We start from the raw sequence: 25,557 nt of genomic DNA, 5'->3' as shown, positions 1-25,557 counted from the left end.
ACCCCACTGTGCGTGTCCCTGCGCTTCGCTTCGGGCAACCTGCGGTGCTCGCTTCAGGCGGGGTCCGCGCAAACTCGCTTCGCTCAAACACGCGCGGCCCTTTTTCCGCCTGAAGCTGCGCTCCTCGGCACGCACAGAGGGGACCCCAACACGAAGACCAATACCAAGGTAGAACGCGCCGTGGCGCGTCCTTGTGTTTTTGGTTTGGGGTTGGCTGTTGGTATTCAACAGGCCGAGCGAAGCAAAGGCCCGAGCACTCCCTTCTGTGGGTGCCGAGGAGCGGAGCTTTTCGTGGATCAGGGCCGCGCGTGTTTGAGCGAAGCGAGTTTGCGCGGACCCCACGAAAAGCGAGCACCGCAGGTTGCCCGTAGCGAAGCGAAGGGACGCCCACAGCAGGGTCGCCTTTTCTTTGCCTCCTTTCTTTTGGCGAAGCAAAAGAAWGGAGGTCGCCCGCCGGGGCGAGACCCGGCCCCCACCCTCCCCAAAGGGCCCCAAGGTCAGAAAGCCCCAAGCCCATGCCCCCCCTAACCAACCTCCAAACCCTCCCAAGAGACACCCGAGACACCCTCTTCCTCCTCTCAGTCATCACCCTCATCGTCCTCCCCCAGGTCCCCAACCTCCCTTGGTGGTGCACCCTCTTGGCCGCCATAGTCCTCCTCTGGCGCGGCAGCCTCGCGGTCCAGGCGAAGCCATTGCCCACCAAATGGTGGCGAGCAGCCCTCCTCGCCCTCACTCTCATAGCAACCTTCTCCACCCACCGCACGCTCCTGGGCCGCGACGCAGGCGTAACCCTCATCGTCATCCTCCTGGCCCTCAAGACGCTGGAACTGCGAGCCCGCCGCGACGCGTTCGTGATCTTCTTCCTGGGCTTCTTCACGATGCTCACGAACTTCTTCTATTCGCAATCGCTGCCGACAGCTTTCGCGATGCTTCTGGCATTGCTCGGCCTGCTGACCGCCCTGGTCAACGCCCACATGCCGGTCGGCAGGCCGCCGCTTTCGCAGGCAGCCCGCACGGCCGGTTGGATGGCCCTGCTCGGTGCACCGATCATGGTGGTGCTGTTCATGCTGTTCCCGCGCATGGCGCCACTGTGGGGCACGCCAAGCGACGCCATGGCCGGCCGGACGGGCCTGTCGAACACGATGCGCGTCGGCGCGATCGCGGAGCTCGCGCTCGACGATGGCATCGCAGCACGCATCAAATTCGACGACGGTGTCATCCCGCCCCGAGCCGTCCTGTACTTCCGCGGACCCGTGCTGTCGGATTTCGACGGTCGCGAGTGGACGTCCCAAGCGCCGTTCGTGCGCCGCCAGTTGCCGCTGAACCTGCGGGTGCACGGCGAACCCGCCCGCTATGAAGTCACGCTCGAGCCCTCCAACCGGCCCATGCTGCTGACGCTCGACGCCACGCCGACTCGCCCCGATCTTCCCAACTTCGACGTGTTCGGCACGTCCGAGCTGCAATGGGTCACGAACCGCCCACTCACCGATCTGGTGCGCTACCGCGTGGAAAGCTTCACGCAGTTCCAGTACGGGCCGACGCGCCGCACGGCTGCCATGCAGACTTTCGTCGCGCTACCGCCGGGCACCAATCCGCGCACCGTCGCGCTGGCGGCGCAGATGCGCAGCGACCCAGCCCTTCGCGGCGCTTCCACACAGGCCTACGTCCAGGCCGTGCTGCAGCGGCTTCGCACAGGCGGCTATTCCTACACGTTGGAGCCCGGTCTGTACGGCGACGACACCGCCGACCAGTTCTGGTTCGACATCAAGGCGGGCTTCTGCGAACACATCGCATCGGCCTTCGTGGTCCTGATGCGCGCCCTGGACATCCCGGCGCGAATCGTGACCGGCTACCAGGGCGGCGAGATCAACGGCGTCGACAACTACTGGGTCGTGCGCCACAGCGACGCACACGCCTGGGCCGAGGTCTGGCAGGAAGGCACAGGCTGGGTCCGCATCGACCCGACCGGCGCGATCTCGCCCGACCGGGTCGGCCAGTTCCGGCGCCTCGTGGCGCAGCCGGGCCTGATCGAAGGCGCATTCGAGGTCGTGACGCCGACCCTTGCGCACCACCTGCGCGCCGCCTGGGAGGCCGTCAACAACGGCTGGAACCAGTGGGTGCTCAGCTACACGCAAAGCCGGCAGCTCGATCTGCTCAAGAGCCTCGGGTTCGAAGCACCCAGCATGCAGGACCTCATCGTCGTGCTCCTCGCGCTGATGGTCGCCGCCAGCCTGGCAGCTGCGGGCTGGACGCTCTGGGAACGCAGCCGGCACGACCCCTGGCTGCGGCTGCTCGGCCAGGCCCGCGCGCGGCTCAAGCAGGCCGGCATCGACGTGCCAGAGACCGCCCCGCCACGCCAGATGGCGACACGCCTTTCCGAACGCTTCGGCGCGAATGCACAGGCGGCACACGACTGGCTCCTGCGCCTCGAAGCGCAGCGTTATGCGAAGACGCCCGGCGCCGCCTTGTCGGCCCTGCGCTCCGAATTCCGCCGACTGTCGTGGCCGCGCTGAAACCACATGTGAAGTTTTCCGGTGAATGCCGTGCGGACGGCACAATGCGCGCAATGCCACGCCCTCTGTCGAACGCCTTTCTCTCGGCTCCGCTCGTCTCGGCTCTCCTCTTCTCGGCCGCATTCCTGATCCCGACGCATTCCTCTGCCGCCCAGGCCGCGCACAAGAAGCCGAAGCCGACCGCCACCGTGCGCAGCGGCATTTCCTATGCCACCCGCGAAGACGCGATGCAGTTCGCCGACGAGGTCGCCGCGCGCCGCAAGCTCGACCGCCAATGGGTGCGCGCCACCATCGGCAACGCCAAGCAATTGCCGAACGTGCCGCGCCTGATGCTGCCCGCCCCCACCGGCACGCCGAAGAACTGGTACGTCTACCGCAGCCGCTTCATCGACCCGGTGCGTATCTCGGCCGGCGTGCGCTTCTGGCGCAACAACGCCGACACGCTGGCGCGCGCCGAAGCCCAGTTCGGCGTGCCGGCCGAAATCATCGTCGGCATCATCGGCGTCGAGACCATCTACGGCCGCAACATGGGCAGCTTCCGCGTCATCGACGCGCTGGCGACGCTGTCCTTCGACTTTCCGCAAGCCCATCCACGCGCGCCCGAGCGCCAGGCCTTTTTCCGTAGCGAACTCGAAAGCTTCCTGAGCACCGAAAGCCGCACGGCTGAAGATCCGATGGCACCCCTGGGCAGCTACGCCGGTGCCATGGGCATGCCCCAGTTCATGCCAAGCAGCATCGCCAAGTACGCAGTGGATTTCGACGGCGACGGGCGCATCGACCTGGTCAACAACCCCGTCGACGTGATCGGCTCGGTGGCGAACTACTTCAAGTCCTTCGGCTGGCAACCGGGCATGCCGCCGATCTTCCCCGTCGGCTTCGACCCGTCGCGGCTCCAGAAGGCCGTCCTGCTGGCCCCGGACATCGTGCCGACCTTCAGCGCCGATGCCTTCGTGGCGGGCGGCGCCGTGCTCGAAGGCGAGGCGCTCAGGTTCAAGGGGCTGCTCGCGCTCATCGAATTGCAGAACGGCGGCGAACCGCCGAGCTACGTGGCCGGCACGCAGAATTTCTACGTGATCACGCGCTACAACTGGAGCAGCTACTACGCAATGTCGGTCATCGAGCTCGGGCGCGAGGTGCGGGCCGCGATGGACCAGTGACTGGAGCACGAACTTGCCACAGGAATTCCACTTCGATGCCTACGTCAGCTTCACACTCGCGGTCCTGCTGCTTTTCGTCGGCAAGACCTGCACGCGCCGCTTCGAGCTGTTGCGGCGCTACAGCATTCCGGAGCCGGTCGTGGGCGGACTGGTGTGCATCGCGACTGTCAGCGCGCTGTATCTCGCCTTCGGGCTGAAGGTCGACTTCCAGCTCGGCGTGCGGGACGTCCTGCTGCTGTATTTCTTCGCGGCCATCGGCCTGGCGTCGGACGTGCGGACCTTGCGCCAAGGCGGGCGGCCGTTGGCGATTCTGCTGGCGCTCTCCGCAGGCTACATGGTGATGCAGAACCTGCTCGGCATGGCCGTGGCGACCGGCTTCGGGCTCGACCGCCGCGCGGGTCTGCTGACAGGCTCGATCTCCCTCACGGGTGGCGTGGGCACCACCCTGGCATGGGTGCCCCATTTCGTCAGCGACCTCGGCATCACCAACGCCGAGGTCATCGGCCTGTCGAGCAACATGGCGGGGCTGATCGCCGCATGCGCCATCGGCGGGCCCATTGCCACCTACCTGATGAAACGGCACCGCGTCCGTTCGTCTGCCGAGGCCGCGCTGGCGCCCGGCGCCCACTACGAGGACGAGAACCGCACCCGCCTCGACTACAACAGCGTGCTGCTCGCGCTGCTCTGGCTCAATGTGGCGTTGATCATGGGTCGCGGCATCAGCGACCTCATCGCCATGACCGGATTGAGGCTGCCGGCCTTCGTCGGCGCTCTCATCGCCGGCATCCTGGTGCGCAACGTGACCGCACTGTTCACCGCGCAGAAGGGCCAGCTTTGGCACTGGGACCGCATGCGGGCCGGCGTGTCCCTGATCGCCGACATCTGTCTCGGCGTCTTCCTCACCATGGCGCTCATGGGCCTCCAACTTTGGCAGATGCAGGGCGTCGCAGTCTTCGTGCTGACCGCGATCGTGCTGCAGGTGATCATGGCGATCGCCTTCACCATCTTCGTCGTCTACCTGTGCATGGGACGCGACTACGAATCGGCCGTGATCTGCGCCGGCTTCGGCGGCATCGCGCTCGGCTCGACCGCGACGGCCATCGCCAACATGAGCGCGGTGACGCGTGAACACGGCGCCGCGCCGCGCGCCTTCATCGTGGTGCCGCTGGTGTGCGGTTTCTTCATCGATCTGGTGAACGCCTTGGTGATCGGGTTCATGGCCCGGTGATGCTCAACTGATCAACCGGTCGGCACGCACCAGCAGCGACTGCGGCAGCTTGAGCCCGATCGCGTCGGCCGTCTTCAGGTTCAGCACCAGTTCGAAGGTCGTCGGCCTCTCGATCGGCAGGTCCGCGGGCCTGGCGCCCTTGGCAATGCGATCGACGTACGAAGCGAGCCGCGCATAGGAGTCCACGAGGCGCGGCCCGTAGGTGCAGAGTGCGCCGCTGTCCGCGAAGATCGGCCAGCCCGACATGACGGGCATCTTGCGCGCGATGGCGAAATCGAGAACCTGCCGCCGGCTGGACACCACGAAGCTGTCGCTGAAGATCGACACCGCGCGCGCCGGCGAAGCGGACATCGCCTCGAGCGAGGACGTCAATTCGTCACGCGTTCGCGCGGGAAAGTACTCGGTGTGCAGCCCGAGTTGCCTTGCGGCGTTGTCGGTGTAGTCACGCTCGATGTTCGAGCCGGGGTGCTCAGGGTTGGCCACGATCGCGACGTCGCGCAGCGACGGGACCATCTCGCGCAGGATCTCCAGCAGCTTGCCGTTGATCTCGGCGGCCAGCAGCGTCAGGCCGGTCATGTTCGAGTCGGGGTGCGCGAGGCTCTTCGCGAAGCCGGCCGAGACAGGATCGCCGCTGAAGACGTAGGCCACCGGCACGGCCACCGGAAGCTCGGCGACGATGTCGACCGCCGGCCCTCCCTGTGCGAGCAGGATATCGACCGGGATGCGCTGAAGCTCCGCGATCAATTCGGGGACGCGTCCGGCCGAGCCGTCGCCGTACCTGAACTCGATGACGAGGTTGCTGCCCTCGACATACCCCAGCTTGGCCAGCGAGGCCCGAAACGCCGCGACCACCGGCATCAGGCTGGCGGCATCCTGCGCGGTGACCCAGCCGAGGCGCAGCACCTTGTCGGCTGCGCCTGCCAGCGAACTGTTCCGCATCAACGCAAGGGCGAACGCGCTGCCCAGGACCGCTCGTCGTTTCATGGCGCAAGGGTGCACCTTTGGCAGTGGCTGCGCAAGTTGCGGCTCAACGCGCCCTGTGCAGCCGGTGCAACGTGATCTCGGGCGGGCAATTGAACCTGACATCGACCACTGACGAGCCGCAGCCCACCGAGGTGTAGCCGGCCATCCCGTGGTGCCGCCAAGGCCCTCGGGCCGTGGCGCGTGGCGCGTCGGAGTCGGTGAGGATCGGTATGCCGCCGGGCAGGCAGATCTGCCCACCATGGGTGTGCCCGCTGAGCATCAGGCTGAAATCGGCGTGCGCCGCAAGGCGATAGGGCTCGGGCGTGTGTGAAAGCAGGATCGCGCAGGCATCCGGTGCGAGATCGGCCGCCGCCTTGTGGAAGTTGTGCGTCCGAAAGTAGTGCGCATCGTCGATGCCGACCAGCATGAGCACATCGCCATCGCGTTCGATCCCCACCGCTTCGTTCATGAGCACGCCGATGCCAAGCGCTTCCATGCCCGGCACCATGCGAATGGTGTCGTGATTGCCCAGAACCGCATAGACTGCCTCGCCCAGATGAGGCCGCAAGCGTGCCAGCGCGTCGAGCGTAGGCGTGTACGGCCCGAAGCTGCGAAACCGGAAATCCCCGGTCAGCACGCAGACATCATGCGCAACGCCGCGCACGCTACCGATCAGACGTTCCAGATGGGTCTCGCTCATATCGATGTGCAGGTCGCTCAGGTGCAGCAGCCTGAAACCCTCGAAGGCCGGCGGCAGGCGCCCGAGCCGGACCTCGTTGTCCCGCAGCCGGATGTCCAGCACGTTGCGCCGCCCGCGTGCGCGCAACCCGGTCAGCGCGAGCGAGACGCGGATCAAGGTGGGAAGCGAGTACCACTTCCTGTTGCGGCGGACGAGGTAGGCCTCATGCTCGCCTTCGAGGCTCAGGCGTTGGTGCAGGTGCGCGCGACCGATCCGCGTTTCGAGGACGGCGAGATCCCTGCGCTCTTCTTCGCTACAGTCGGACAGTTCCATGGCATATCGAGAACTATCGCTTCTCCACGTGGCGCGCGAAGTTGTTGAGAATGGCTTGCCATCCTTCGCGTTGCTGCTCGACCGGGTGGGTTGTTTCACCGTCGAAGGTCACGCGCACCTTGACGCCGCCTGGACCATCGATGAACTCGACTTGCCCGGTGCGGTCGCCGAAGGAATATTCGATCAGCGCATTGGGCACGATCTTGGTGTAGATGCCCGCGAAGTCGAATCCCATGCTGCCGTTCTTTGCCTCCATGCGTGAGGTGAAAGCGCCGCCCTCGCGCAGATCCACCGTGGCAGCCGTGGTGTGCCAATCGTCGGATGCAGCGTTCCACTGCTCGATGTCTTCGGGGGTGGTATAGGCGCGCCAGACCTCGGCGATGGGGGCGGCGACGGTGGTTTCTACGGTGATTTTCATGGCGTGATGATGACTTGGGGATCGTCCTGAATCGTTCGAAACCCAGAATGTTGGCATATCAGCTTCGCGCCCACAACGGCGGCCTTGCCGTGCGGCCAAGCTGCTTCCCGCCGCCGCCGGAGCGACGTCACTGGCGGGGTTCATTCACGCGGCTGCAGTTCGAGCCTTCTCAGGCGTCCAACGGCACGCCGCCTCCGAAATGGGCGACCCATTGGTCCCATAGTTCCTGGGTGACCGGGAACGTGCGCTGCCATGCGCTCATCCATTGAAGCTGGAAGTTTTGCGCCTGAGTGAAACTCTCGAACGCTGCCGCCTGCCAGGCCAGAAGCGGTTCAAGGGTGTTGTAGGTTGTCGGGGACGAGCTTGCGATGGTCATGCGGTGTCTTCCTGATTTGAAAAGCAAGGCTAGTGGACCTGGGCCGATCCTTCAAGCGCGCTCGTCGCCCGCAAGGGCGAAGCCTCTTTGCTGCAACATCTGCGACTTTCCGTGTCACCGCCGGATGGGACGACCGCATGCTGTCGCGCACTGACCTCCTCCGTTGTGAGGATGCCCAGGCCGTGATGGCGCCGCGGACCCAAGCTATATTGATTCCCCTGTCGCAAAGATTCGTTTCGGACACCGGCAGAGACGGAGGAGCCACATGGTCGACTATGTCTTGTCAACCCGCGCCGTTCGCGGCGGCGCATTCGCGTTGGATGTCGGGCCGTCCAAGTTCCTGGCGGTCCCTGAGGGCGAGATGCCGCAGCCGGTCGCCGCTCAATCGATGACGCGCACCGCATGGTGCAGCGCTGTCCGGAAAGCTGCGGAATGGACGAACAGCCAAGGCGAGCTTCGCGGCGACGTGCTGTTCATCGTCCATGGGTACAACCTTTCGATCGACGACATCATGGTGCGTCATCGCCGCATCCGTGACGATCTGAAGGCGCTGGGCTTCAAGGGTGTCGTCGCATCGTTCGACTGGCCCAGCGACAATTCGGCGCTGGCGTATTTGCCGGATCGGCATCGCGCGAAGAAGTCCGCTCTGCAGTTGGTATCGGATGGCATCACCTATCTTTCCAAGGTCCAGACAACGGCGTGCGTGACCAACGTCCACCTATTGGGGCATTCGACAGGCGCCTATGTCATTCGGGAGGCATGCGACGATGCCGACGATTCGAATCTGGAGAACGGTGCCTGGACCGCCAGCCAGATTCTCTTTGCGGCCGGCGATGTGTCGTCGGACTCGATGAGCGCGACCGACAGTGCCGCGCAGTCGGTGTATCGGCATTGCATCCGGTTCACGAACTACTCCAATCGGCACGACGAGGTTCTCGATATTTCGAATGCGAAGCGAATCGGGCTCGGGCCTCGGGTGGGACGCGTTGAATTGCCGGCGGATGCACCTGCGAAAGCAGTCAACGTGGATTGCACGACTTACTACGAGCAGCTTGATAGCGATGGTGCCGTGGCGTTCGCGGACGAGCCGAATGGATTCGTTGGCATCAAGGGCCATTCGTGGTACTTCGGGAACAAGATCTTCACTTTGGACTTGTTCAACACGTTGATTGGGACGGATCGAACGGTGGTGCCTACTCGGAAGCAGTTGGCGACCAATCGGTTTCTGCTCGTCCGTCCGTGACGGATGCGCCCGGCACGTCGAAGGCAGAAGGCGAGCGAGACGCCTGTTCTCGTGCGCCTTCCCGGCGGCACAATCGGCACGATGCAACGCTCGCCCTCCCCCGCCGCCGCTTCAACGGACACGACCCGTCTGCGCGCAGCGTGGGCTGATGCTTGGCGAGCGATCGGCATCCAAAGGCCGACATCTTCCGCCGACGATCCTCTCCTCGCCCAATTGCTGGCGCGCTACGCCGAGCCGCATCGTCACTACCACTCGCTCCAGCACCTGGACGAATGTCTGGCCCTTCTGGACGCACACCGCGAAGCAGCCGAGCGACCGGCCGAAGTGGCGCTCGCGCTTTGGTTCCACGACGCAATCTACGACGTACACCGCCACGACAACGAAGCACAAAGCGCCACCTGGGCCTTCGAGGCGCTGACCGCCGCCGGCTTGCCTGAGGAGTCCGCCCGCAGAGTGCACGACCTCGTCATGGCGACGCGGCACGACGCCGTTCCCGAAGGCCACGATGCGGCGCTGCTCGTCGACATCGACCTGGCGATCCTGGGCGCCACCCCACCGCGCTTTGCGGAATACGAGCGCCAGATTCGCACCGAGTACGCGCACGTCGCGCAGCCGCTGTTCGAAGAACGACGGCGCGCCATCCTTTCGCGCTTTCTCGAACGGCAGCCGATCTATCTGACGCCCGGGTTGCGCTCGGAACGCGAAGCGCAGGCGCGCACCAATCTTCAGTCCGCGGTCGGCGTGGTGCCGACCGCCGCTCCATCGGCGGAGGCGCTGCTGGCGCTTGCGATCCAGCGCGTCAATGCCGGCGATCGTGCGCAGGCACGCGCGCTTTGCGATCAGGCACTCATCGCGCACGCACCTCACCCGGCGGTTCTTCAATTGCTCGCTTTCCTGATGCTGCAGGACGGCGAGATCGCCCAGGCGCGGGATCACATCACGCAAAGCCTTGCGATGCGACCGGCCCATGGTCCAACCCTCGCGCTGGCAGGCGACATCGCCCGCGCTGCAGGCGCACCGACCGAAGCATTGGCCTTCTTCGAACGCGCCCACGGCCTGCAGCCCGACCGCGCCGAACGCCGGCACGCCGTAGGCGCCGCATGGTTCGAACTCGCGTTGAAGCGGCAAGACACCGGCGACCTCGCCGGAGCAGCCGCCGCCCTGCGCAGCGCGCTATTCCTCTTGCCGCAATACGCCGAAGCGGAAGTGAACCTCGGCATCGTGCTGCAGGAAAGCGGCGACTTCGCCAGTGCGATGCAAGCCTATGGCCGCGCCTACCGCCTGCGCGAAGACACGTTCGGCCGCATCGCCCACGCACTGGCCGCCGCGAACACCGGCCGGCTCTGGCTGGACCTCGACGCCCTGCGCGCCGCATTGCGCAGCGCGCCCGCCGCCTGACTCAGCGCCGATCTCGCTTGGTCCGATAGCCCCGCCGATACACGCCTGGCCCGGCCATGATCCCTGCCGACACTTCGTTGTAGCGCTCGACGTTTTGTGCCGACATGGCTTCGCACACCAGCGTCGGTGCTTCACGCCGCACCGGATAGCACTGCGCCACTGGCGTCCCGCGCGGCAGCACGCCACGAAAAGCCGGGTCGGTCCACACGGCCGGAAAGTTGATGCCGATATCGACGAACCGGTCCGAATCGACCATCCCGGTGATCAGCCGAAACGGCAGATCGTCACGATGAACCGGATGCACCACCATCAGCGACCATTCCGGTTCAAGCTCGATGGTCCAGAAGCTGTTGAACTTCAACGCCGAGCGCCGGTCGTGCGCGAAAGGCGACCCTTCGATCTGCTCCGGCACATGAAAACTCAACGGCGCGCGGGGATGCGCGGCCGAGGCCAGCGGCGGCAAGGGCCAGTCCCAGCTGAACTGCATGGCCTCCACGAGAACATCGCAGGGCAGGAGCATCATGAACCCGTGCGACATCGCATCGACGAAGGGCGGGCACTGCTTCACCGTGCGCACGCTGCGCTGGTGCACTGCCGACGGCACGCGCGGCGGCATCGCGCGCAACCAGTCGGGCAGCATGGCGTGCGCCGGCACGGGGCGCGGCAACAAGTCGATGAGCGCCGGATCGCAGCGAAAGGTGATGTTCATGCGCTCGAAGGATAAGCGCCCCGCCGATCTTCGCAATCGACGGGGCGGCAGCTCATGCCCGATGCATGCGATGCATGCGATGCATGCGATGCAGCCTCAGCGGACTCGCCCTTCCCTCCAGGCACCCACGAGCTTGTCGTAGTTGATCGTCTCGCCCTGCGGTTTCTCATTCGCCAGCTTCTTCCACGGCGCACCCTTGTCGCTCAGCCATTTGTCGGGCGCGCTCTTGGGGTTGAGCTTGGGCGCGCAGTGCGCCATGCCGGCGCGTTGCAGGCGTGCCATCACGTCATCCATCTCGGTGGCCAGGTTGTCCATGGCCTGCTGCGGGGTCTTCTCGCCCGTCACGGCGACGGCCACGTTCTTCCACCAGAGCTGCGCGAGCTTCGGATAGTCGGGCACGTTGTTGCCGGTCGGCGTCCAGGCGACACGCGCCGGGCTGCGATAGAACTCGATCAGGCCGCCGTACTTCGCCGCGTTCTGCGTGAAGTAGTCGGAGCGGATGTCGCTGTCGCGGATGAAGGTCAGTCCGACGATCGACTTCTTCAGCGAAGTCGTCTTCGCCGTCACGAACTGCGCATAGAGCCACGCCGCCGCCGCGCGGTTCGGGTCGTTGGACTTCAGGAAGGTCCACGAGCCCACGTCCTGGTAGCCGTTCTGCATGCCCTGCTTCCAGTACGGACCGTTGGGGCCGGGCGCCATTCGCCACTTGGGCGTGCCGTCGGCGTTCACCACCGGCAGGCCTTGCTTGATCATGTCGGCGGTGAAGGCGGTGTACCAGAAGATCTGCTGGGCGATCTGGCCTTGCGCCGGCACCGGGCCGGCTTCGCCGAAGGTCATGCCGGTGGCTTCCTTGGGCGCGTATTTCTTCATCCAGTCGATGTACTTGGTCAACGCATAGACGGCCGCAGGCGAGTTGGCGCCGCCGCCGCGCTCGACGGATGCGCCCACCGGCGTGCACTTGTCGGCCGCCACGCGAATGCCCCATTCGTCGACCGGAATGCCGTTGGGGATGCCGACATCGGCCTCGCCGGCCATCGACAGCCATGCATCAGTGAAGCGCCAGCCGAGCGATGGGTCCTTCTTGCCGTAGTCCATATGGCCGTAGATGGGCTTTCCATCGACGGTCTTGACGTCTTCGCTGAAGAAAGCAGCGATGTCTTCGTAGGCGCTCCAGTTCAGGGGCACGCCGAGTTCATAGCCGTACTTGGCCTTGAACTTGTCCTGCAGGTCCTTGCGCGCGAAAAGGTCGGCGCGGAACCAATAGAGGTTGGCAAACTGTTGGTCGGGCAATTGATAGAGCTTGCCGTCGGGCGCGGTCGTGAAGCTCGTGCCGATGAAGTCCTTCAGGTCGAGGCCCGGATTGGTGTATTCCTTCCACGGCCCCGCCATCTGGTCGGTGAGCGAAAGCGCGGTGCCATAGCGGTAGTGGGTGCCGATGTGGTCGGAGTCATTGATCCACCCGTCATAGATCGACTTGCCCGACTGCATCGAGGTCTGGAGTTTCTCGACGACGTCGCCTTCCTGGATGATGTCGTGCTTGACCTTGATGCCGGTGATTTCCTCGAAGGCCTTGGCCAATGTCTTCGACTCGTACTCGTGCGTGGTCAGCGTCTCGGACACCACCGAGATTTCCTTCACGCCCTTGTCCTGCAGCTTCTTGGCCGTATCGATGAACCATTTCATCTCGGCCATCTGCTGGTCCTTGCTCAGTGTCGACGGCTGGAACTCGCTGTCGATCCATTTCTTGGCCTCCGCCTCCCCCGCCCCGGCGCTCTGCATGGCGAATGTCGCCGCGGCCAGTGCCAATGCTGTGTAGCGAATCTTCATGGCTGTCTCCTCGATGGCGCTTCCCGGTTCTGGAGGAGTCGGCTCCGGGAAAGCGGAGAGCCGGTCCAGTTGAAAACAAGAAAGGTAGACGGCGTCAGCCCTTGCGCATGATCAGTCCGAGCACGAACATGGAAACGACGAAGCTGATCCAGATCGACGGCTCTTCCTCCAGGCTCATCCAATCCTGGAACTTGCCCGCGAGCCCGATGAAGATGAGGTTGACGTAGGCAGCGGTGAGCAGCCCGATGAAGAGCCGGTCGCCGCGCGTGGTCTCCAGCGGCAGCCAGCCGCGGCGCAGGGTGGTGGGCGACTTGAGTTCCCACACGGTCATTCCGACAAGCATCAGCGCGATGCAGGTGAAGAAGACAGCCACCGGCGTGGTCCAGACCATCCAATCAAGCATGAGCACACCCCCAGTCTTCGCGCACTTCGTGTCGCTTCGCCAACCCCCTTGCAGGGGGCAACACCAGCGGCCCGGCAAAGCCGGTTCCGCGGTGTTCCCAAAAACGCACTGCAATCGCTGTGGCTTTCATCAGACCCTCCCCATTGCGAATCCCTTCGCGATGTAGTGGCGCACGAACCAGATCACGATCGCGCCCGGCACGATCGTCAAGACACCCGCAGCAGCCAACGTCGCCCAGTCCATCCCGGCGGCGCTGACGGTGCGCGTCATCGTTGCGACGATCGGCTTCGCGTTCACGCTGGTCAGCGTGCGCGCCAGCAAGAGCTCGACCCAGCTGAACATGAAGCAGAAGAAGGCCGCGACGCCGACGCCCGCCTTGATGAGCGGCAGGAAGATCGTGAGGAAGAAGCGCGGGAACGAGTAGCCGTCGATATAGGCCGTCTCGTCGATCTCGCGCGGTATGCCGCTCATGAAGCCTTCGAGGATCCACACCGCCAGCGGTACGTTGAACAGCAGGTGCGCCAGCGCCACGCCGAGGTGCGTATCCATCAGGCCCACGGTCGTGTAGAGCTGGAAGAACGGCAACAGGAAGACCGCCGGCGGCGTCATGCGGTTGGTCAGCAGCCAGAAAAAGACGTGCTTGTCGCCGAGGAACGAATAGCGGGAGAACGCATAGGCCGCAGGCAGCGCCACCGTGAGCGAGATGACCGTGTTGATGCCGACGTAGATCAGGCTGTTGATGTAGCCCGAGTACCACGACTCGTCGGTGAAGATGCGCTTGTAGTTCTCCCACGTCAAATGCTGCGGGAAGAACGAGAAGCTCGACAGGATCTCCTCGTTCGTCTTGAAGCTCATGTTGATCATCCAGTAGATGGGCAACAGCGCGAAGACGATGTACAGCACCAGAAAGAGGCTGCGCTTGCGCAGGCGGTCTTCGTTCATTTCGCCTCCCCAACTTCTACGTCTTGCGTGCCGACGCGCAGCATCCAGTTGTAGAGCACGAAGCACAGCAGCAGGATGATGAGGAAATAGATCAGCGAGAAAGCCGCCGCCGGCCCGAGATCGAACTGCCCCACCGCCTTCTGCGTGAGGTACTGGCTCAGGAAGGTGGTCGAATTGCCCGGACCGCCGCCCGTCAGCACGAAGGGCTCGGTGTAGATCATGAAGCTGTCCATGAAGCGCAACAGCACCGCGATCACCAGCACGCCGCGCATCTTGGGCAACTGGATGTAGCGGAACACCGCGAACTTGCTCGCGCCGTCGATGCGCGCGGCCTGGTAGTAGGCATCGGGAATGGAGCGCAGGCCCGCGTAGCACAGCAGCGCCACGAGCGGCGTCCAGTGCCACACGTCCATCAGCAGCACCGTCAGCCACGCGTGCGTCGCGTTGCCGGTGTAGTTGTAGTCGATGCCCAGCTTCTGCAGCGCATAGCCGAACAGGCCGATGTCCGCGCGCCCGAAGATCTGCCAGATGGTGCCGACCACGTTCCACGGAATCAGCAGCGACAGTGCGACGATCACCAGCACCGCCGACGAGCGCCAGCCCTTCGACGGCATCGACAGCGCAAGGCAGATGCCGAGCGGGATCTCGATCGACAGCACCGCGAACGAGAAGCCGAGCTGGCGCAGCAGCGCCTCGTGCAACTCGCTGTCGCGCATCACCGAGGCGAACCATTCGGTGCCCACGAAGACGCGGCGGTCCGGCGAGATGATGTCCTGCACCGAGTAGTTCACCACCGTCATCAGCGGAATGATGGCCGAGAAGGCCACGCAGACCAGCACCGGCAGCACGAGCCACCATGCCTTCTGGTTGATCGGTTTGTTGATTCCGTTCATGTCGAAGCCTCCGGTTCAGGCCACCAACTCTTCGTCGCGGTAGTAGCAGGTGTGGCGGCTCATCACGGTCAGCCAGACTGGCTCGCCCGCCGCCGGGACTTGCGTCTCCAGGCCGAAACGGGCTTTCAGGGTGTTGTCGCCGACCTTCGCGCTCAGCATCACGTGCGTGCCGACGTCCTGCACCTGCGCCACGGTGGCCATCACCGCTCCTGATGCGTTTGGCGCCGCCAGCGCCACGTATTCGGGGCGGATGCCTACCTTCAGTGCGCCTTCCGGCAGTTCGCGTATCGCTTGCAGCCGTGTTCCGGCAATGTCCAGCATGCCGCCCACACTCTGCGCCGGCAGGAAGTTCATGCCGGGCGATCCGATGAAATGACCGACGAAGGTATGGGCCGGCCGCTCGAACAGCGCTTCCGCGCTGCCGATCTGCACCGCCTTGCCGCGCGTCATCACGACCACTTCCTCCGCGAAGGTCAGCGCCTCCACCTGATCGTGCGTGACGTAGATCAGCGTGAGCTTGAGTTCGCGATGGATCTGCTTGAGCTTGCGCCGCAGCTGCCACTTGAGGTGCGGGTCGATCACGGTGAGCGGCTCGTCGAAGAGCACCGCCGACACATCGCTGCGAACGAGTCCGCGACCGAGCGAGATCTTCTGCTTGGCGTCCGCGGCGAGGCCCGCCGCGCGCTGGTTGAGCTGGCCGCTCATGTCGAGCATCTCGGCGATCTCGCCCACACGCCTGCGGATCTGCTCGGCGGGCATGTTCCGATTGCGCAGCGGAAACGCGAGGTTCTGCGCCACGGTCATCGTGTCGTAGATCACCGGGAACTGGAACACCTGCGCGATGTTGCGCTGCTGCGGCGTCTCCAACGTCACGTCGCGGCCATTGAACTTGACGCTGCCCTTCGACGGCGCGAGCAGGCCCGAGATGATGTTGAGCATCGTGGTCTTGCCGCAGCCCGAGGGGCCGAGCAAGGCATAGGCGCCGCCATCGCGGAAGCTCATCTTGAGCGGCAGGAGTGCGTAGTCGCTGTCCTCCGTCGGGTTGGGACGGTAGGCGTGGGCGAGGTCCAGGTCGATACGGGCCATGTCAGCCTCCCTTGTGGCGCCAGGCGGGCGCAACGACCAGCCGCTCGCCGCTGTCGAACACATAAGCCTGCGATGCGCTGAAATACAGCGTGACCGCCGTACCCAGGTCGAAGCGATGCACGCCGGTCAGTTGCGCCACCACCTCGCCCACCAGCGTCTCGACGTGGACGAAGGTGTCGGACCCCGAGATCTCGGCCAGCTCCACCTTGCCGGGCAACGGAATGTCGCCATTGCCGCCGCCGACATTGAGTGCGCTGGCGCGCAGGCCGACAGTGACGACGCCGTCGACGCCTGCACGCAGCGCCACTGGCAGCAGGGGGCCCCCTTCGATCTGCACGCCGCCGTCCACCGTGCGTCCTGTCATCAGGTTCATCGGCGGATCGCTGAATGCGCGCGCCACGCGCAGCGACTGCGGCGCGTGAAAGACTTCGGCGGTCGGCCCGTACTGAAGCAGTTCGCCGGAATCCATCACCGCCGTGTAGCCGCCGAGCAGCAAGGCCTCGCCGGGCTCGGTGGTGGCGTAGATCACGGTCGAGTCTCCGGTCGCGAAGAGCTGCGTGAGCTCGTCGCGCAGGCCCTCGCGCAACTTGTAGTCGAGGTTCACCAGCGGCTCGTCGAGCAGCATCAGCGGTGCGCCCTTGGCCAGCGCGCGCGCCAGTGCCACGCGCTGCTGCTGGCCGCCCGAAAGCTCCGCCGGATAGCGGTCGAGGAACATGCCGATGTGCAGCTTGTCGGCCAGTTCGCGCACGCGCGCATCGACGTTCTTTTCGCCGCGGAGCTTGAGCGGCGAGCCGATGTTCTCGGCCACCTTCAGCGAGGGGTAGTTGATGAACTGCTGATACACCATCGCCACGTTTCGCTCGCGCACCGGCACGCCCGTCACGTCCTTGCCGTCGACGAAGACCTTGCCTTCGGTGGGCGCATCGAGCCCGGCCATGAGCCGCATCAGGCTGGTCTTGCCGGCCTGCGTGGCGCCCAGCAGCACGGTGACCGCGCCGCTCTTCGGCGCGATGCTCTGCGGGTAGAGCCAGGTCTGCGCGCCCACCTTCTTGGTGACGCGTTCGAGTGTCAGCTGCATGGACCTCCCTCTGTCGCATAGGCGTCGGAACGTGCATGTGCCTGCATCCACGTGTTGACCTGTTCGCGCTCCATCCGCGTGAAGTGGAGGCCGAGCTTCGATCGCCGCCACAGCACGTCGTCGCCGCTGCATGCCCATTCCTCGTCGCGCAGGTAATGCAGTTCGCGCTCGTGAAGGCCCGGCGCGACGGCCTCGCCCATGTCGTCCATCGATTGCGCGTCACCGATGACCTCCGCGACGCGGGCGCCGTAGGCCCGTGCGAGCCGGCGCGCCAGGATGAATTCGAGCCACGGGTATTTCGTGCGGACCGCGTCGACGAAGCGCTCGAAGTCGTCGTCGGGCCGCGATGTGCGGCTGGTGCCGCTGATCCATGTCGAGAGGTCACCCCCGGCCATGAAGGCGCCTTCGGTCCACGGCATGCGTGTGTCGCCGAGCATGCGCCCCAGCTCGTCGGCCGCATCCTCGGCCAGCTTGCGGAAGGTGGTGATCTTGCCGCCCCACACCGACAGCAATGGCGCCGCTGCGGTGTTGGATTCGAGCATGTAGTCGCGCGTCACGGCCGAGGGATCGCCCGAGTCGTCGTCGAGCAACGGTCGGACGCCCGAATAGGTCCAAACCACATCCGACGGCGAGATCGCTTTCTCGAAATAGCGGCTGGCCTGGTTGCACAGGTATTCGACCTCGTCCTCGCCGATGCGCGCGGCGCCCGGGTCGTCACCCTGCAGTTCGATGTCGGTCGTTCCGATCAGCGTGAAGTCGTCCTGGTACGGGATCGCGAAGATGATCCGCTTGTCGGGGTTCTGGAAGATGTACGCGTGGTCGTGGCCGAACACGCGCGGCACCACGATGTGGCTGCCCTTGACCAGCCGCAGGTGCCGGGTCGCCAGCGCTTCGCCCTGCGCCGCATGCGCCACGCCGCGCAGGAAGGCCTCAGCCCAGGGGCCTGCCGCGTTCACCACCGCGCGGGCGCGCACCGTGCGCCGCCCTTCCGGGCCTTCGAGCACGGCGGTCCAGCCTTCCGCGTTGCGCTGCGCGCTGATGCAGCAGGTGCGGGTCAGCACCTCGGCGCCGCGCGCGCGTGCGTCGATCGCGTTCAGCACCACGAGCCGCGCATCGTCGACCCAGCCGTCCGAATACACAAAGCCACGCCTGAACTCGGGCTTGAGCGCCGCGCCGGCCTCGTGGCGCCGAAGGTCGATCGTGCGCGAACCCGGCAGCACCTCGCGCCTGGCCAAGTGGTCGTACATGAAGAGACCGAAGCGGATCATCCAGGCCGGCCGCATCGACGGGTCGTGCGGCATGACGAAGCGCAGCGGCCACATGATGTGCGGCGCGCTCTTGAGAAGCACCTCGCGCTCCTGCAACGCCTTGCGCACCAGCGAGAACTCGTAGTACTCCAGGTAGCGCAGGCCGCCATGGATCAGCTTGGTCGATGACGACGAGGTGTGCGCGGCGAGATCATCCTTCTCGCAGAGCACCACGCGCCAGCCGCGCCCCGCGAGATCGCGCGCAATCCCGCAGCCGTTGATCCCGCCACCAACGATCAGCACGTCGCAATCGGCGGCAAAAGCGGAGAGTGGCGAGGCGGTTGCGCTCAAGGGGGTTGGCTCCGTTCCAAGGTTGCTTATTGCGCGAATCGAGGCGCTTTCTTTTTCGTATCTTTTCATTCTGGTTCCTTAAGGCGCGATTTTCTTCGGCGTTAACCCTTAATTCCATTCGTTTCCTTTCGCTCTAAAGTCAGGCGAACGCGTCTGTCTGCCCCTCCGTGAACTCGAATCCCCGCCAACTCAAGCTGCTCAATACCGTCCGCTCACGCGGTTCGATCACCGTCGAAGAACTGGCCGACATGCTCGGCGTGACCCTGCAGACGGTCCGCCGCGACGTGCAGCGCCTGGCGGATGAACGACTGCTCACGCGCTTTCACGGCGGCGTGCGCGTGCCGAGTTCGACCACGGAGAACATCGGCTACCGGCAGCGCGAGACGCTGCATGCCGAAGGCAAGGCACGCATTGCGCGTGCGGTCGCTGCACGGGTGCCGAACGACTGCTCGCTGATCCTGAACATCGGCACGACCACTGAAGCCATCGCGAAGGCGCTGCTTCATCACACCGGTCTGCGGGTGATCACGAACAACCTCAATGTCGCGACGATCCTGAGCGACAACCCCCACTGCGAAGTGATCGTGGCCGGCGGCTCGGTGCGGCTGCGCGATCGCGCCATCGTGGGCGAGGCGACCGTCGACTTCATCCGGCAGTTCAAGGTCGACATCGCGCTGATCGGCGTGTCCAGCATCGAGGCCGACGGCACGCTGCGGGACTTCGATCTGCGCGAAGTCAAGGTGGCACAAACCATCATCGCGCAGGCGCGGGAGGTGTGGCTTGCTGCCGATGCCAGCAAGTTCAACCGGCCTGCGATGATCGAACTGGCCAAGCTCTCGCAGATCGATTGCCTGTTCACGGACGCCGAGCCGCCGCCGCCCTTCCCGGAGTTGATCGAACAAGCGCAAGTACGCTGCGAAATAGCTCGCGAACACTGAAGGACCCTCTCATGACCTACCTTCTCGCCCTCGACCAGGGCACGTCGAGCTCACGCAGCATCGTCTTCGGCGGCGCGGGCCGCATCGTCACCATCGCCCAAAAGGAACTCACGCAGATCTACCCCCAACCCGGCTGGGTCGAGCACGATCCGATGGAGATCTGGACCAGCCAGCTCGCCACCGCGCACGAAGTGCTGGCCAAGGCAAAGTTGAAAGCGAGCGACATCCACGCGGTCGGCATCACCAACCAACGCGAAACCACGGTCGTGTGGAACCGCAGGACCGGGCAACCGGTGCACCACGCGATCGTCTGGCAGGACCGTCGCGCCGAGCCGATGTGCGCGAAGCTGCGCGAAGACGGCATGGCCGACACCATCCGCGACAAGACCGGCCTCGTGATCGATGCCTACTTCTCCGGCACCAAGCTGCGCTGGCTGCTCGACAACGTGCCCGGCGTGCGCACCCAGGCCGAGCGCGGCGAACTGGCCTTCGGCACCATCGACAGCTGGCTCATCTGGCAACTGACCGGCGGCAAGGTGCACGTCACCGACGTCAGCAATGCGTCGCGCACGATGCTGTTCAACGTCCACACCAACCAGTGGGACGCCGATCTGCTGAAGGCACTCGACATCCCGGCATCGCTGATGCCAGAGGTCAAGCCGTCGAGCGCGCATTTCGCCGATACGGCCGAGGGCCTGTTCGATCGCAGCCTGCCGATCGGCGGCGTCGCGGGCGACCAGCAAAGCGCCCTCTTCGGCCAGGCCTGCTTCGAAGCCGGCATGGCGAAGAACACCTACGGCACCGGCTGTTTCCTGCTCATGCACACGGGCGGTGCCTTCCAGCCTTCGCACAACGGCCTGCTCGTGACCAGCGCCGCGCAGACCAGCGCACAGCCGCAGTACGCGATGGAAGGCAGCGTGTTCGTCGGCGGCGCCGTCGTGCAGTGGCTGCGCGACGGACTCAAGGCGATTCCGGGCAGCGCGCAGGTGCAGGCATTGGCCCAAACCGTGCCCGATGCCGGCGGCGTGATGATGGTGCCGGCCTTTACCGGCCTCGGCGCGCCCTACTGGGATGCCGAGGCGCGCGGCATCATCACCGGTCTGACGCGCGGGACCACCGTGGCGCACATCGCGCGCGCGGCGCTTGAAAGCATTGCGTACCAGAGCGCCGCGCTGCTGCAGGCGATGAGCCGTGATGCTGTCGCCGCCGGCGGCACGCCTGTGGCCGAATTGCGGGTGGATGGCGGAGCGTCGGTGAACGATCTGCTGATGCAATTCCAGGCCGACCTGTTGGGCATTCCGGTCGTGCGGCCGGAAGTGACGGAGACCACGGCGTTGGGCGCGGCCTACCTTGCGGGATTGTCGACCGGCGTCTACAGCGATGTGAGTCAGCTGTCCAAGCTGTGGAGCGTCGAGCGGCGCTTCATGCCGACGTTGAGTCGGGGCAAGGCGGATGAAGCGATGGCGAAGTGGGAACTGGCGGTGCGACGGGCGACGTTGGTCGCATAAGCCTCCGCCGCCGCCCCAGCTCACTCGTCCACAAGCAGGAACTCGCCGCGAGCACCGACGCGGCGCGATTTCTGCCCCACTCGCACGCACAGCGCCTGCTCCTCGCCGCAGGCTGTCAACGCGCCGGAACGAGTGGCTCGCAAGATGGCCGTGCCGAATTCGGCCTGCCGGACTTCGCGCATGCTGCTCCAGGCGACATATGCGCTGCCGCCGGCGGCCAGCAGAGAGCCAAGGGTCAGCGCAATCAGGCCCTTCCACACCAATGTGCGCTGCGCGTGCGTCAGCGTCCGGCGCTGCTCGCCCAGCGCGTCAGCGGCCCATTTCGCGTGACTGGCGGATTGCTGCAATTGATGGTTGAACGCCTCCAATGCTTGGCTCGCGCCCTGAGCGACGGCCGCCTGCGAACCCTGGCTGATCGCCTGCATGGCCTGCTGGGCAAAGCGCTCGACGCCATCGTCCAGGCGCTGCACACCCTGGTGCATGGCGGCGGCGCCAGCTTCGATGCGGCGCAGCGCGTCGGCGCTCCCGGCCTCGATCTGGCTGGCGAGGTGCGCGAGCTTTACCAGCAACTGCTGGGCTTCTTCGGTGCTGTCTGTTTTCATCAGTTGTTTCTCCCTGGCTTGTCTCGGGAGAGCGTCACATCCGCATGGCGTGAAGCCTGTGGGCGGGAGCTTCCTGCTGCTGCATTTGCTGTTGTTGCTGAGCCTCCTGCAAGGCCTGCTGCGCCCGCCCGTATTCGTCCACTTCGCGCTGCCAGGCCTGCCCCTGTGGCGAGGCCATGAACTGCTGCGACGTGGCCTGCAGCGCCTGCTGCCAAGTGGCCTTGTCGCCGCTCAGCGAGGCCTCGTACAGCTGGTCGATCATGCGGTCCAGATCACTCTTGGGCGAAGCCTCCGCCTGCTGCGCGGGCGCGAGCGATGGCTCGGCGGTGCGGCGCTCCAGTTGCTGCTCCAGCACCGGGCTCATCGGGTCCTTGCTGATGCACTCGCGCACTTCGACCACACGGCATTGCGCCTCGGACCCGAGCTCATGGGCATGGTCGCGCAGGCCATTCGCGTCGTAGCCACGGGTGCTGTAGAAGAAGGCGTGCTGGTCGGAGCGATGGATGCGGTACTGATCCGGATCCTCGGGCTGCATCCGCATTGGCAGGATGGGCGTATCGCTGAGGCGGTTGATGTACTGCGCCGCGAAGTTGTAATTGAGCACACCCAGGCCGTCGACGGCGTAGGTGTTGCCGATGTCGCTGTGCGCGCCACCGACGGTGACGTTGAGCGCGCGCTTGTTTTCGCTGAAGCCGGGCGGGATGTGGTCGCTGACCTTGAACTGGTCGCGGCGCTCGTCCGCTGCGGTGACCTGGAGGACTGACATGACCGAGGATGGCAGGCGGCGGTCGTGTTCCTTGATGCCGGTGGCCACGGGGTCCAGCAGCAATGCGGCCTGGATGGTGTGGCCGGGCTGAATCAGGGGCGGCTTGGTGTATTCAGTGTGGGCGATGAGTTCGTCTCCGTCCAGGACAATCCTCGCATCGGTGGGGTCCTGGATGCCGCGCACCTCGATCATCCGCATCAGCGCTGCTGTCTGTTCGGCGCCGCGGCTGAAACCGATGCCCATCACCCGGATCTGTGCGTGGGGGTCTTCATCGATCCATATTTTTGCTTGCTCACAGAACTGGTAATAGGCCTTTTCCACCCTTCGCTCGAAGGTGTAGCCGTTGATCCCGTCCGGGATGCGCTTGAGGGGATTGTCCTGGGTATAGATGCCTTCGACGTAACCGCTGGCGATGTTGGCAACGCCTTGCTTTTTCATGCGGTCTATTTGTGTATGAACCTGCGCCACGATACTGTGGTGTTCGGGCGCATCCTTGTACAGGCTGTTGCCGGTGCCATCCTGCGCAGCGACATACAGGCGCTCGTGCGGATTGTCGGCGTGCAGCAGCACAGGTATGCGCAACTGTGCCAAGTCCGCCTCGGCGCGTGAATAGCTCTGCAATTGATCTTCATTGGCCAGATCGGCCTCCACGCCGTCCGGATTCTTGTCTATGCTCCCCATTGTTCGATGCCCTTTATTTGTTTAGTAGGTTTGGCTGAAGACCTTGACCAGGTCATTGCGATAGTTGCTATGAGGGTGCCCCGGTCTTTGTTCCTCCTTTGTAGAAATGAAGGCCCGCATATACACATTGATGGCACGGTCGTTGACCTCCAGAATGATTCCCGGCGTGATGCCGCTGGCATTCGTTGAAACCTCCTCGCGCTTGAGGTTGTGCCTGATCAGCCGGTCCTTGAAGATTTCCGCAATATCAACCTCGGCTCGCAGTGAAGTACCGTCCTTGGACCGCCACGTGACAACGGCAGGTGGCGGAAAGCTGCGGATCGGGCCGTAGCTGGCGCCCAGATTGTTCGGATACTTGTCGCCGATGGAGGCCGAGGACAACTGCAGTACGTCTTCGGGGTCATCCATGTGGTAGCGGGCATATTTCACCTTGCAGCCATAGGTGCTGTAGCTGTACGCGGCAAACCAATGCCCCGTAAACCGCAACGGCCAATCAACCACGGTGTCGGTAGACGGCGCCTCCCCACGCGGCGGCTTCATGTTGTCAAAGGGTTCCGTGGAATTGGCTGAACTGGACATGGCGGTCTGGCATCCTGTCAAAGCAAGTGAGGTGAGCAATACAGCGGCCCATGCGGACCTCCGCGCCGAAAGTGGTCGATTCATCGAGGGATGCAGCGGCATCGGTCTCTGCAACTGCGCCAAGTCCGCCTCCGCGCGCGGATAGCTCTGCAATTGATCTTCAGTGGCCAGATCGGCATCCACGCCGTCCGGATTCTTGTCCATGCTCCCCATTGTTCGATGCTCCTTGTTTGTTTAATAGGTCTGGCTGAAGATCTTGATCAGGTCATTGCGACCGGCCCCTCCCCGGGCGGCAGCTTCATGTTGTCCAAGGGTTCCGAGGCGTTCGCGTGCCCGACGTTGGCGGTTTTGCATCCCGTCAATACAAGTGAGGCAAGTAGCAAGGCGGCCCCTGCGGACCTTGCAATCAAAAACCGCCATTGCGCGATGACTCCGGCTTGCTGACCGGCGCGCAACACGACAACAGGCACTGCAGCGCCCGCATATCCAGCCTTCATAGGCTGCCCCCTGATCTATGTTTCTAGTTCAGGGACCAAGATACAACAGGGACCACGGCAAAGCGCAATTTGCCTGCGGCGACGAAACAAAAGGCGTTGCAACACCACGACGGACTGTCACCAAGCCCGACACATTCGGCGCACATCGTGTACGCCGGCGATTCGACGCCGTGCTCAGTGCGTCGGAACCAGAAAGTCCTGGCTGATCCGCCACCCCAACTCGTTCACCCGATCAAGGAACTGCGTCAGATACGCATGCAACCCGGTCGCGAGGATCTCGTCGACCGTCGCGTACTGCAGGTCCGCCAGCAGCTTGCCCGCGCGCCGCTGCGTCTCCGCACTCTGCTCGTTCTTCACCCTATCGAGGTTGCTGACGACCTCATGCAGACTCGCATGCAGTGACCGCGGCATATCCGCGCGCAGGATCAGCAACTCAGCCACGCGCTCAGGCTTGATCACGTCGCGGTACACCTTGCGGTAGACCTCGAAGGCCGAGACGCTGCGCAGGATCGCGCTCCAGTGATAGAAGTCGTATTCCTGATCTTCCTCGGTGGCGGTGCCGAAGAACTCGCTGTTGAGCGCATGGAACTTCACGTCGACCAGCCTTGCGGTGTTGTCGGCGCGCTCGAGGAAGGTGCCCAGGCGCGAGAAGTAGAAGGCTTCGTCCTGCAGCATGGTGCCCAGCGTCACGCCGCGCGAAAGATGCGAACGAAACTTGACCCATTCGAAGAACTGCGCCGGGTCGCGCTCGAACTCGCCGGCGCGCAGCATGCGATTGACTTCGAGCCAGGTGGTGTTCTGCGTTTCCCAGGCTTCGGTGGTGAGCGCGCCGCGCACGGCGCGGGCGTTCTCGCGCGCCGCGCGCAGGCACGAGAGGATGGACGAAGGATTCGATTCGTCCCTGACCATGAACTCCATCACCTCGTCGGGCTTGAAGCCCTCGCCCTCGTGCTTCTCGTTGTAGAGCGGCAGCAGTTCGCTGATCGACAGCAGGCCCTGCCAGCCGTACTTGGCGACTTCGGCGGATTGCGGCAGGAGCGAGGTCTGGTAGTTGACATCGAGCATGCGCGCGGTGTTCTCGGCGCGCTCGGTGTAGCGGGACATCCAGTAGAGGTGATCGGCGGTGCGTGACAACATGATCT

Annotated in this window: 23 protein-coding genes; 7 read left to right on the top strand and 16 right to left on the bottom strand. The window is 64.7% G+C overall.

Going from position 1 to position 25,557, the window contains the following annotated elements; translation table 11 throughout:
- Positions 1-515: 515 nt before the first annotated feature.
- The 3 genes from AC1DHL_RS17895 to gltS are packed head-to-tail and all read left to right on the top strand — an operon-like array spanning position 516 to position 4,898.
- Positions 516-2,513 carry a transglutaminase TgpA family protein gene (locus AC1DHL_RS17895; protein ID WP_478162818.1) on the top strand — a complete coding sequence of 666 codons (1,998 nt, stop codon included), beginning with the start codon at positions 516-518 and terminating at the stop codon, positions 2,511-2,513.
- Positions 2,514-2,566: 53 nt separating this feature from the next.
- The gene (gene mltB / locus AC1DHL_RS17890; RefSeq protein WP_478162817.1) at positions 2,567-3,670 is read left to right on the top strand and encodes a lytic murein transglycosylase B; all 1,104 of its coding nucleotides are present in this window, start codon (positions 2,567-2,569) and stop codon (positions 3,668-3,670) included.
- Positions 3,671-3,683: 13 nt separating this feature from the next.
- Positions 3,684-4,898 (top strand): sodium/glutamate symporter, encoded by a 1,215-nt coding sequence (gene gltS / locus AC1DHL_RS17885; RefSeq protein WP_478100876.1) that lies wholly within the window; start codon positions 3,684-3,686, stop codon positions 4,896-4,898.
- Positions 4,899-4,901: 3 nt separating this feature from the next.
- Here the strand turns inward: gltS and AC1DHL_RS17880 are convergent, their stop codons facing one another.
- From AC1DHL_RS17880 to AC1DHL_RS17865, 4 genes are read right to left on the bottom strand one after another with little or no spacing between them, the layout of a single operon-like run.
- Positions 4,902-5,882, bottom strand: a complete 981-nt coding sequence (locus AC1DHL_RS17880) for an ABC transporter substrate-binding protein (RefSeq protein WP_478100874.1) — start codon at positions 5,880-5,882, stop codon at positions 4,902-4,904.
- Between the two features lie 43 nt (positions 5,883-5,925).
- Positions 5,926-6,873: a metallophosphoesterase gene (locus tag AC1DHL_RS17875; RefSeq protein WP_478100872.1), complete on the bottom strand. Its 948-nt coding sequence runs from the start codon at positions 6,871-6,873 to the stop codon at positions 5,926-5,928.
- A gap of 13 nt (positions 6,874-6,886) precedes the next feature.
- Complete coding sequence (locus AC1DHL_RS17870) at positions 6,887-7,435, bottom strand: SRPBCC family protein (RefSeq protein ID WP_478162816.1); 549 nt, start codon at positions 7,433-7,435, stop codon at positions 6,887-6,889.
- A gap of 25 nt (positions 7,436-7,460) precedes the next feature.
- A complete protein-coding gene (locus AC1DHL_RS17865) occupies positions 7,461-7,667 on the bottom strand; it encodes a hypothetical protein (protein ID WP_478100868.1) in 207 nt (68 codons plus the stop codon).
- 265 nt (positions 7,668-7,932) lie between these two features.
- On the opposite strand from AC1DHL_RS17865, the gene AC1DHL_RS17860 reads away from it, so the two are divergent.
- Both AC1DHL_RS17860 and AC1DHL_RS17855 read left to right on the top strand, forming a co-directional pair.
- Positions 7,933-8,910: an alpha/beta hydrolase gene (locus tag AC1DHL_RS17860; RefSeq protein ID WP_478100866.1), complete on the top strand. Its 978-nt coding sequence runs from the start codon at positions 7,933-7,935 to the stop codon at positions 8,908-8,910.
- An 81-nt stretch (positions 8,911-8,991) separates the two neighbouring features.
- Positions 8,992-10,308, top strand: a complete 1,317-nt coding sequence (locus AC1DHL_RS17855; protein WP_478100864.1) for a hypothetical protein — start codon at positions 8,992-8,994, stop codon at positions 10,306-10,308.
- Between the two features lies 1 nt (position 10,309).
- Here AC1DHL_RS17855 and AC1DHL_RS17850 read toward each other — a convergent pair whose 3' ends face one another.
- The 8 genes from AC1DHL_RS17850 to glpD all read right to left on the bottom strand — a co-directional run bounded on the left by AC1DHL_RS17850 (position 10,310) and on the right by glpD (position 18,913).
- Positions 10,310-11,017: a hypothetical protein gene (locus AC1DHL_RS17850; protein WP_478162815.1), complete on the bottom strand. Its 708-nt coding sequence runs from the start codon at positions 11,015-11,017 to the stop codon at positions 10,310-10,312.
- 96 nt (positions 11,018-11,113) lie between these two features.
- On the bottom strand, positions 11,114-12,844 hold the full coding sequence (locus AC1DHL_RS17845; protein WP_478100860.1) for an ABC transporter substrate-binding protein: 1,731 nt from the start codon (positions 12,842-12,844) through the stop codon (positions 11,114-11,116).
- Between the two features lie 94 nt (positions 12,845-12,938).
- Complete coding sequence (locus tag AC1DHL_RS17840; protein WP_478162824.1) at positions 12,939-13,247, bottom strand: DUF2160 domain-containing protein; 309 nt, start codon at positions 13,245-13,247, stop codon at positions 12,939-12,941.
- A gap of 129 nt (positions 13,248-13,376) precedes the next feature.
- Positions 13,377-14,189, bottom strand: coding sequence for a carbohydrate ABC transporter permease (locus AC1DHL_RS17835; protein ID WP_478100856.1), 813 nt, complete (start codon positions 14,187-14,189; stop codon positions 13,377-13,379).
- Positions 14,186-15,082 carry a carbohydrate ABC transporter permease gene (locus tag AC1DHL_RS17830; protein WP_478100854.1) on the bottom strand — a complete coding sequence of 299 codons (897 nt, stop codon included), beginning with the start codon at positions 15,080-15,082 and terminating at the stop codon, positions 14,186-14,188. Before AC1DHL_RS17830 ends, AC1DHL_RS17835 begins: the two co-directional genes overlap by 4 nt.
- A gap of 15 nt (positions 15,083-15,097) precedes the next feature.
- Positions 15,098-16,168 (bottom strand): ABC transporter ATP-binding protein, encoded by a 1,071-nt coding sequence (locus AC1DHL_RS17825; protein ID WP_478100852.1) that lies wholly within the window; start codon positions 16,166-16,168, stop codon positions 15,098-15,100.
- A 1-nt stretch (position 16,169) separates the two neighbouring features.
- A complete protein-coding gene (locus AC1DHL_RS17820) occupies positions 16,170-17,246 on the bottom strand; it encodes an ABC transporter ATP-binding protein (RefSeq protein WP_478162814.1) in 1,077 nt (358 codons plus the stop codon).
- The gene (gene glpD / locus AC1DHL_RS17815; protein ID WP_478162813.1) at positions 17,237-18,913 is read right to left on the bottom strand and encodes a glycerol-3-phosphate dehydrogenase; all 1,677 of its coding nucleotides are present in this window, start codon (positions 18,911-18,913) and stop codon (positions 17,237-17,239) included. The genes AC1DHL_RS17820 and glpD overlap by 10 nt, the downstream gene beginning before the upstream one ends.
- A 98-nt stretch (positions 18,914-19,011) precedes the next feature.
- On the opposite strand from glpD, the gene AC1DHL_RS17810 reads away from it, so the two are divergent.
- Both AC1DHL_RS17810 and glpK read left to right on the top strand, forming a co-directional pair.
- Positions 19,012-19,782 (top strand): DeoR/GlpR family DNA-binding transcription regulator, encoded by a 771-nt coding sequence (locus AC1DHL_RS17810; RefSeq protein ID WP_478162812.1) that lies wholly within the window; start codon positions 19,012-19,014, stop codon positions 19,780-19,782.
- 11 nt (positions 19,783-19,793) lie between these two features.
- The gene (glpK, locus tag AC1DHL_RS17805; RefSeq protein WP_478100844.1) at positions 19,794-21,290 is read left to right on the top strand and encodes a glycerol kinase GlpK; all 1,497 of its coding nucleotides are present in this window, start codon (positions 19,794-19,796) and stop codon (positions 21,288-21,290) included.
- Positions 21,291-21,310: 20 nt separating this feature from the next.
- On the opposite strand, the gene AC1DHL_RS17800 is transcribed toward glpK, so the two are convergent.
- The 4 genes from AC1DHL_RS17800 to AC1DHL_RS17785 all read right to left on the bottom strand — a co-directional run bounded on the left by AC1DHL_RS17800 (position 21,311) and on the right by AC1DHL_RS17785 (position 25,552).
- Positions 21,311-21,892 (bottom strand): hypothetical protein, encoded by a 582-nt coding sequence (locus tag AC1DHL_RS17800; RefSeq protein WP_478100842.1) that lies wholly within the window; start codon positions 21,890-21,892, stop codon positions 21,311-21,313.
- A 34-nt stretch (positions 21,893-21,926) separates the two neighbouring features.
- Positions 21,927-23,339 (bottom strand): phospholipase effector Tle1 domain-containing protein, encoded by a 1,413-nt coding sequence (locus AC1DHL_RS17795; protein WP_478162811.1) that lies wholly within the window; start codon positions 23,337-23,339, stop codon positions 21,927-21,929.
- Positions 23,340-23,360: 21 nt separating this feature from the next.
- Entirely contained in the window at positions 23,361-24,122 is a 762-nt protein-coding gene (locus tag AC1DHL_RS17790) for a hypothetical protein (protein WP_478100838.1), read from the bottom strand.
- A gap of 467 nt (positions 24,123-24,589) precedes the next feature.
- Positions 24,590-25,552 carry an alpha-E domain-containing protein gene (locus tag AC1DHL_RS17785; protein ID WP_478100837.1) on the bottom strand — a complete coding sequence of 321 codons (963 nt, stop codon included), beginning with the start codon at positions 25,550-25,552 and terminating at the stop codon, positions 24,590-24,592.
- Between the last annotated feature and the right edge of the window lie 5 nt (positions 25,553-25,557).

The sequence above is a fragment of the Variovorax sp. 10L426 genome (genome assembly GCF_056395305.1).
This window is presented reverse-complemented; position numbering and strand designations above follow the sequence as displayed.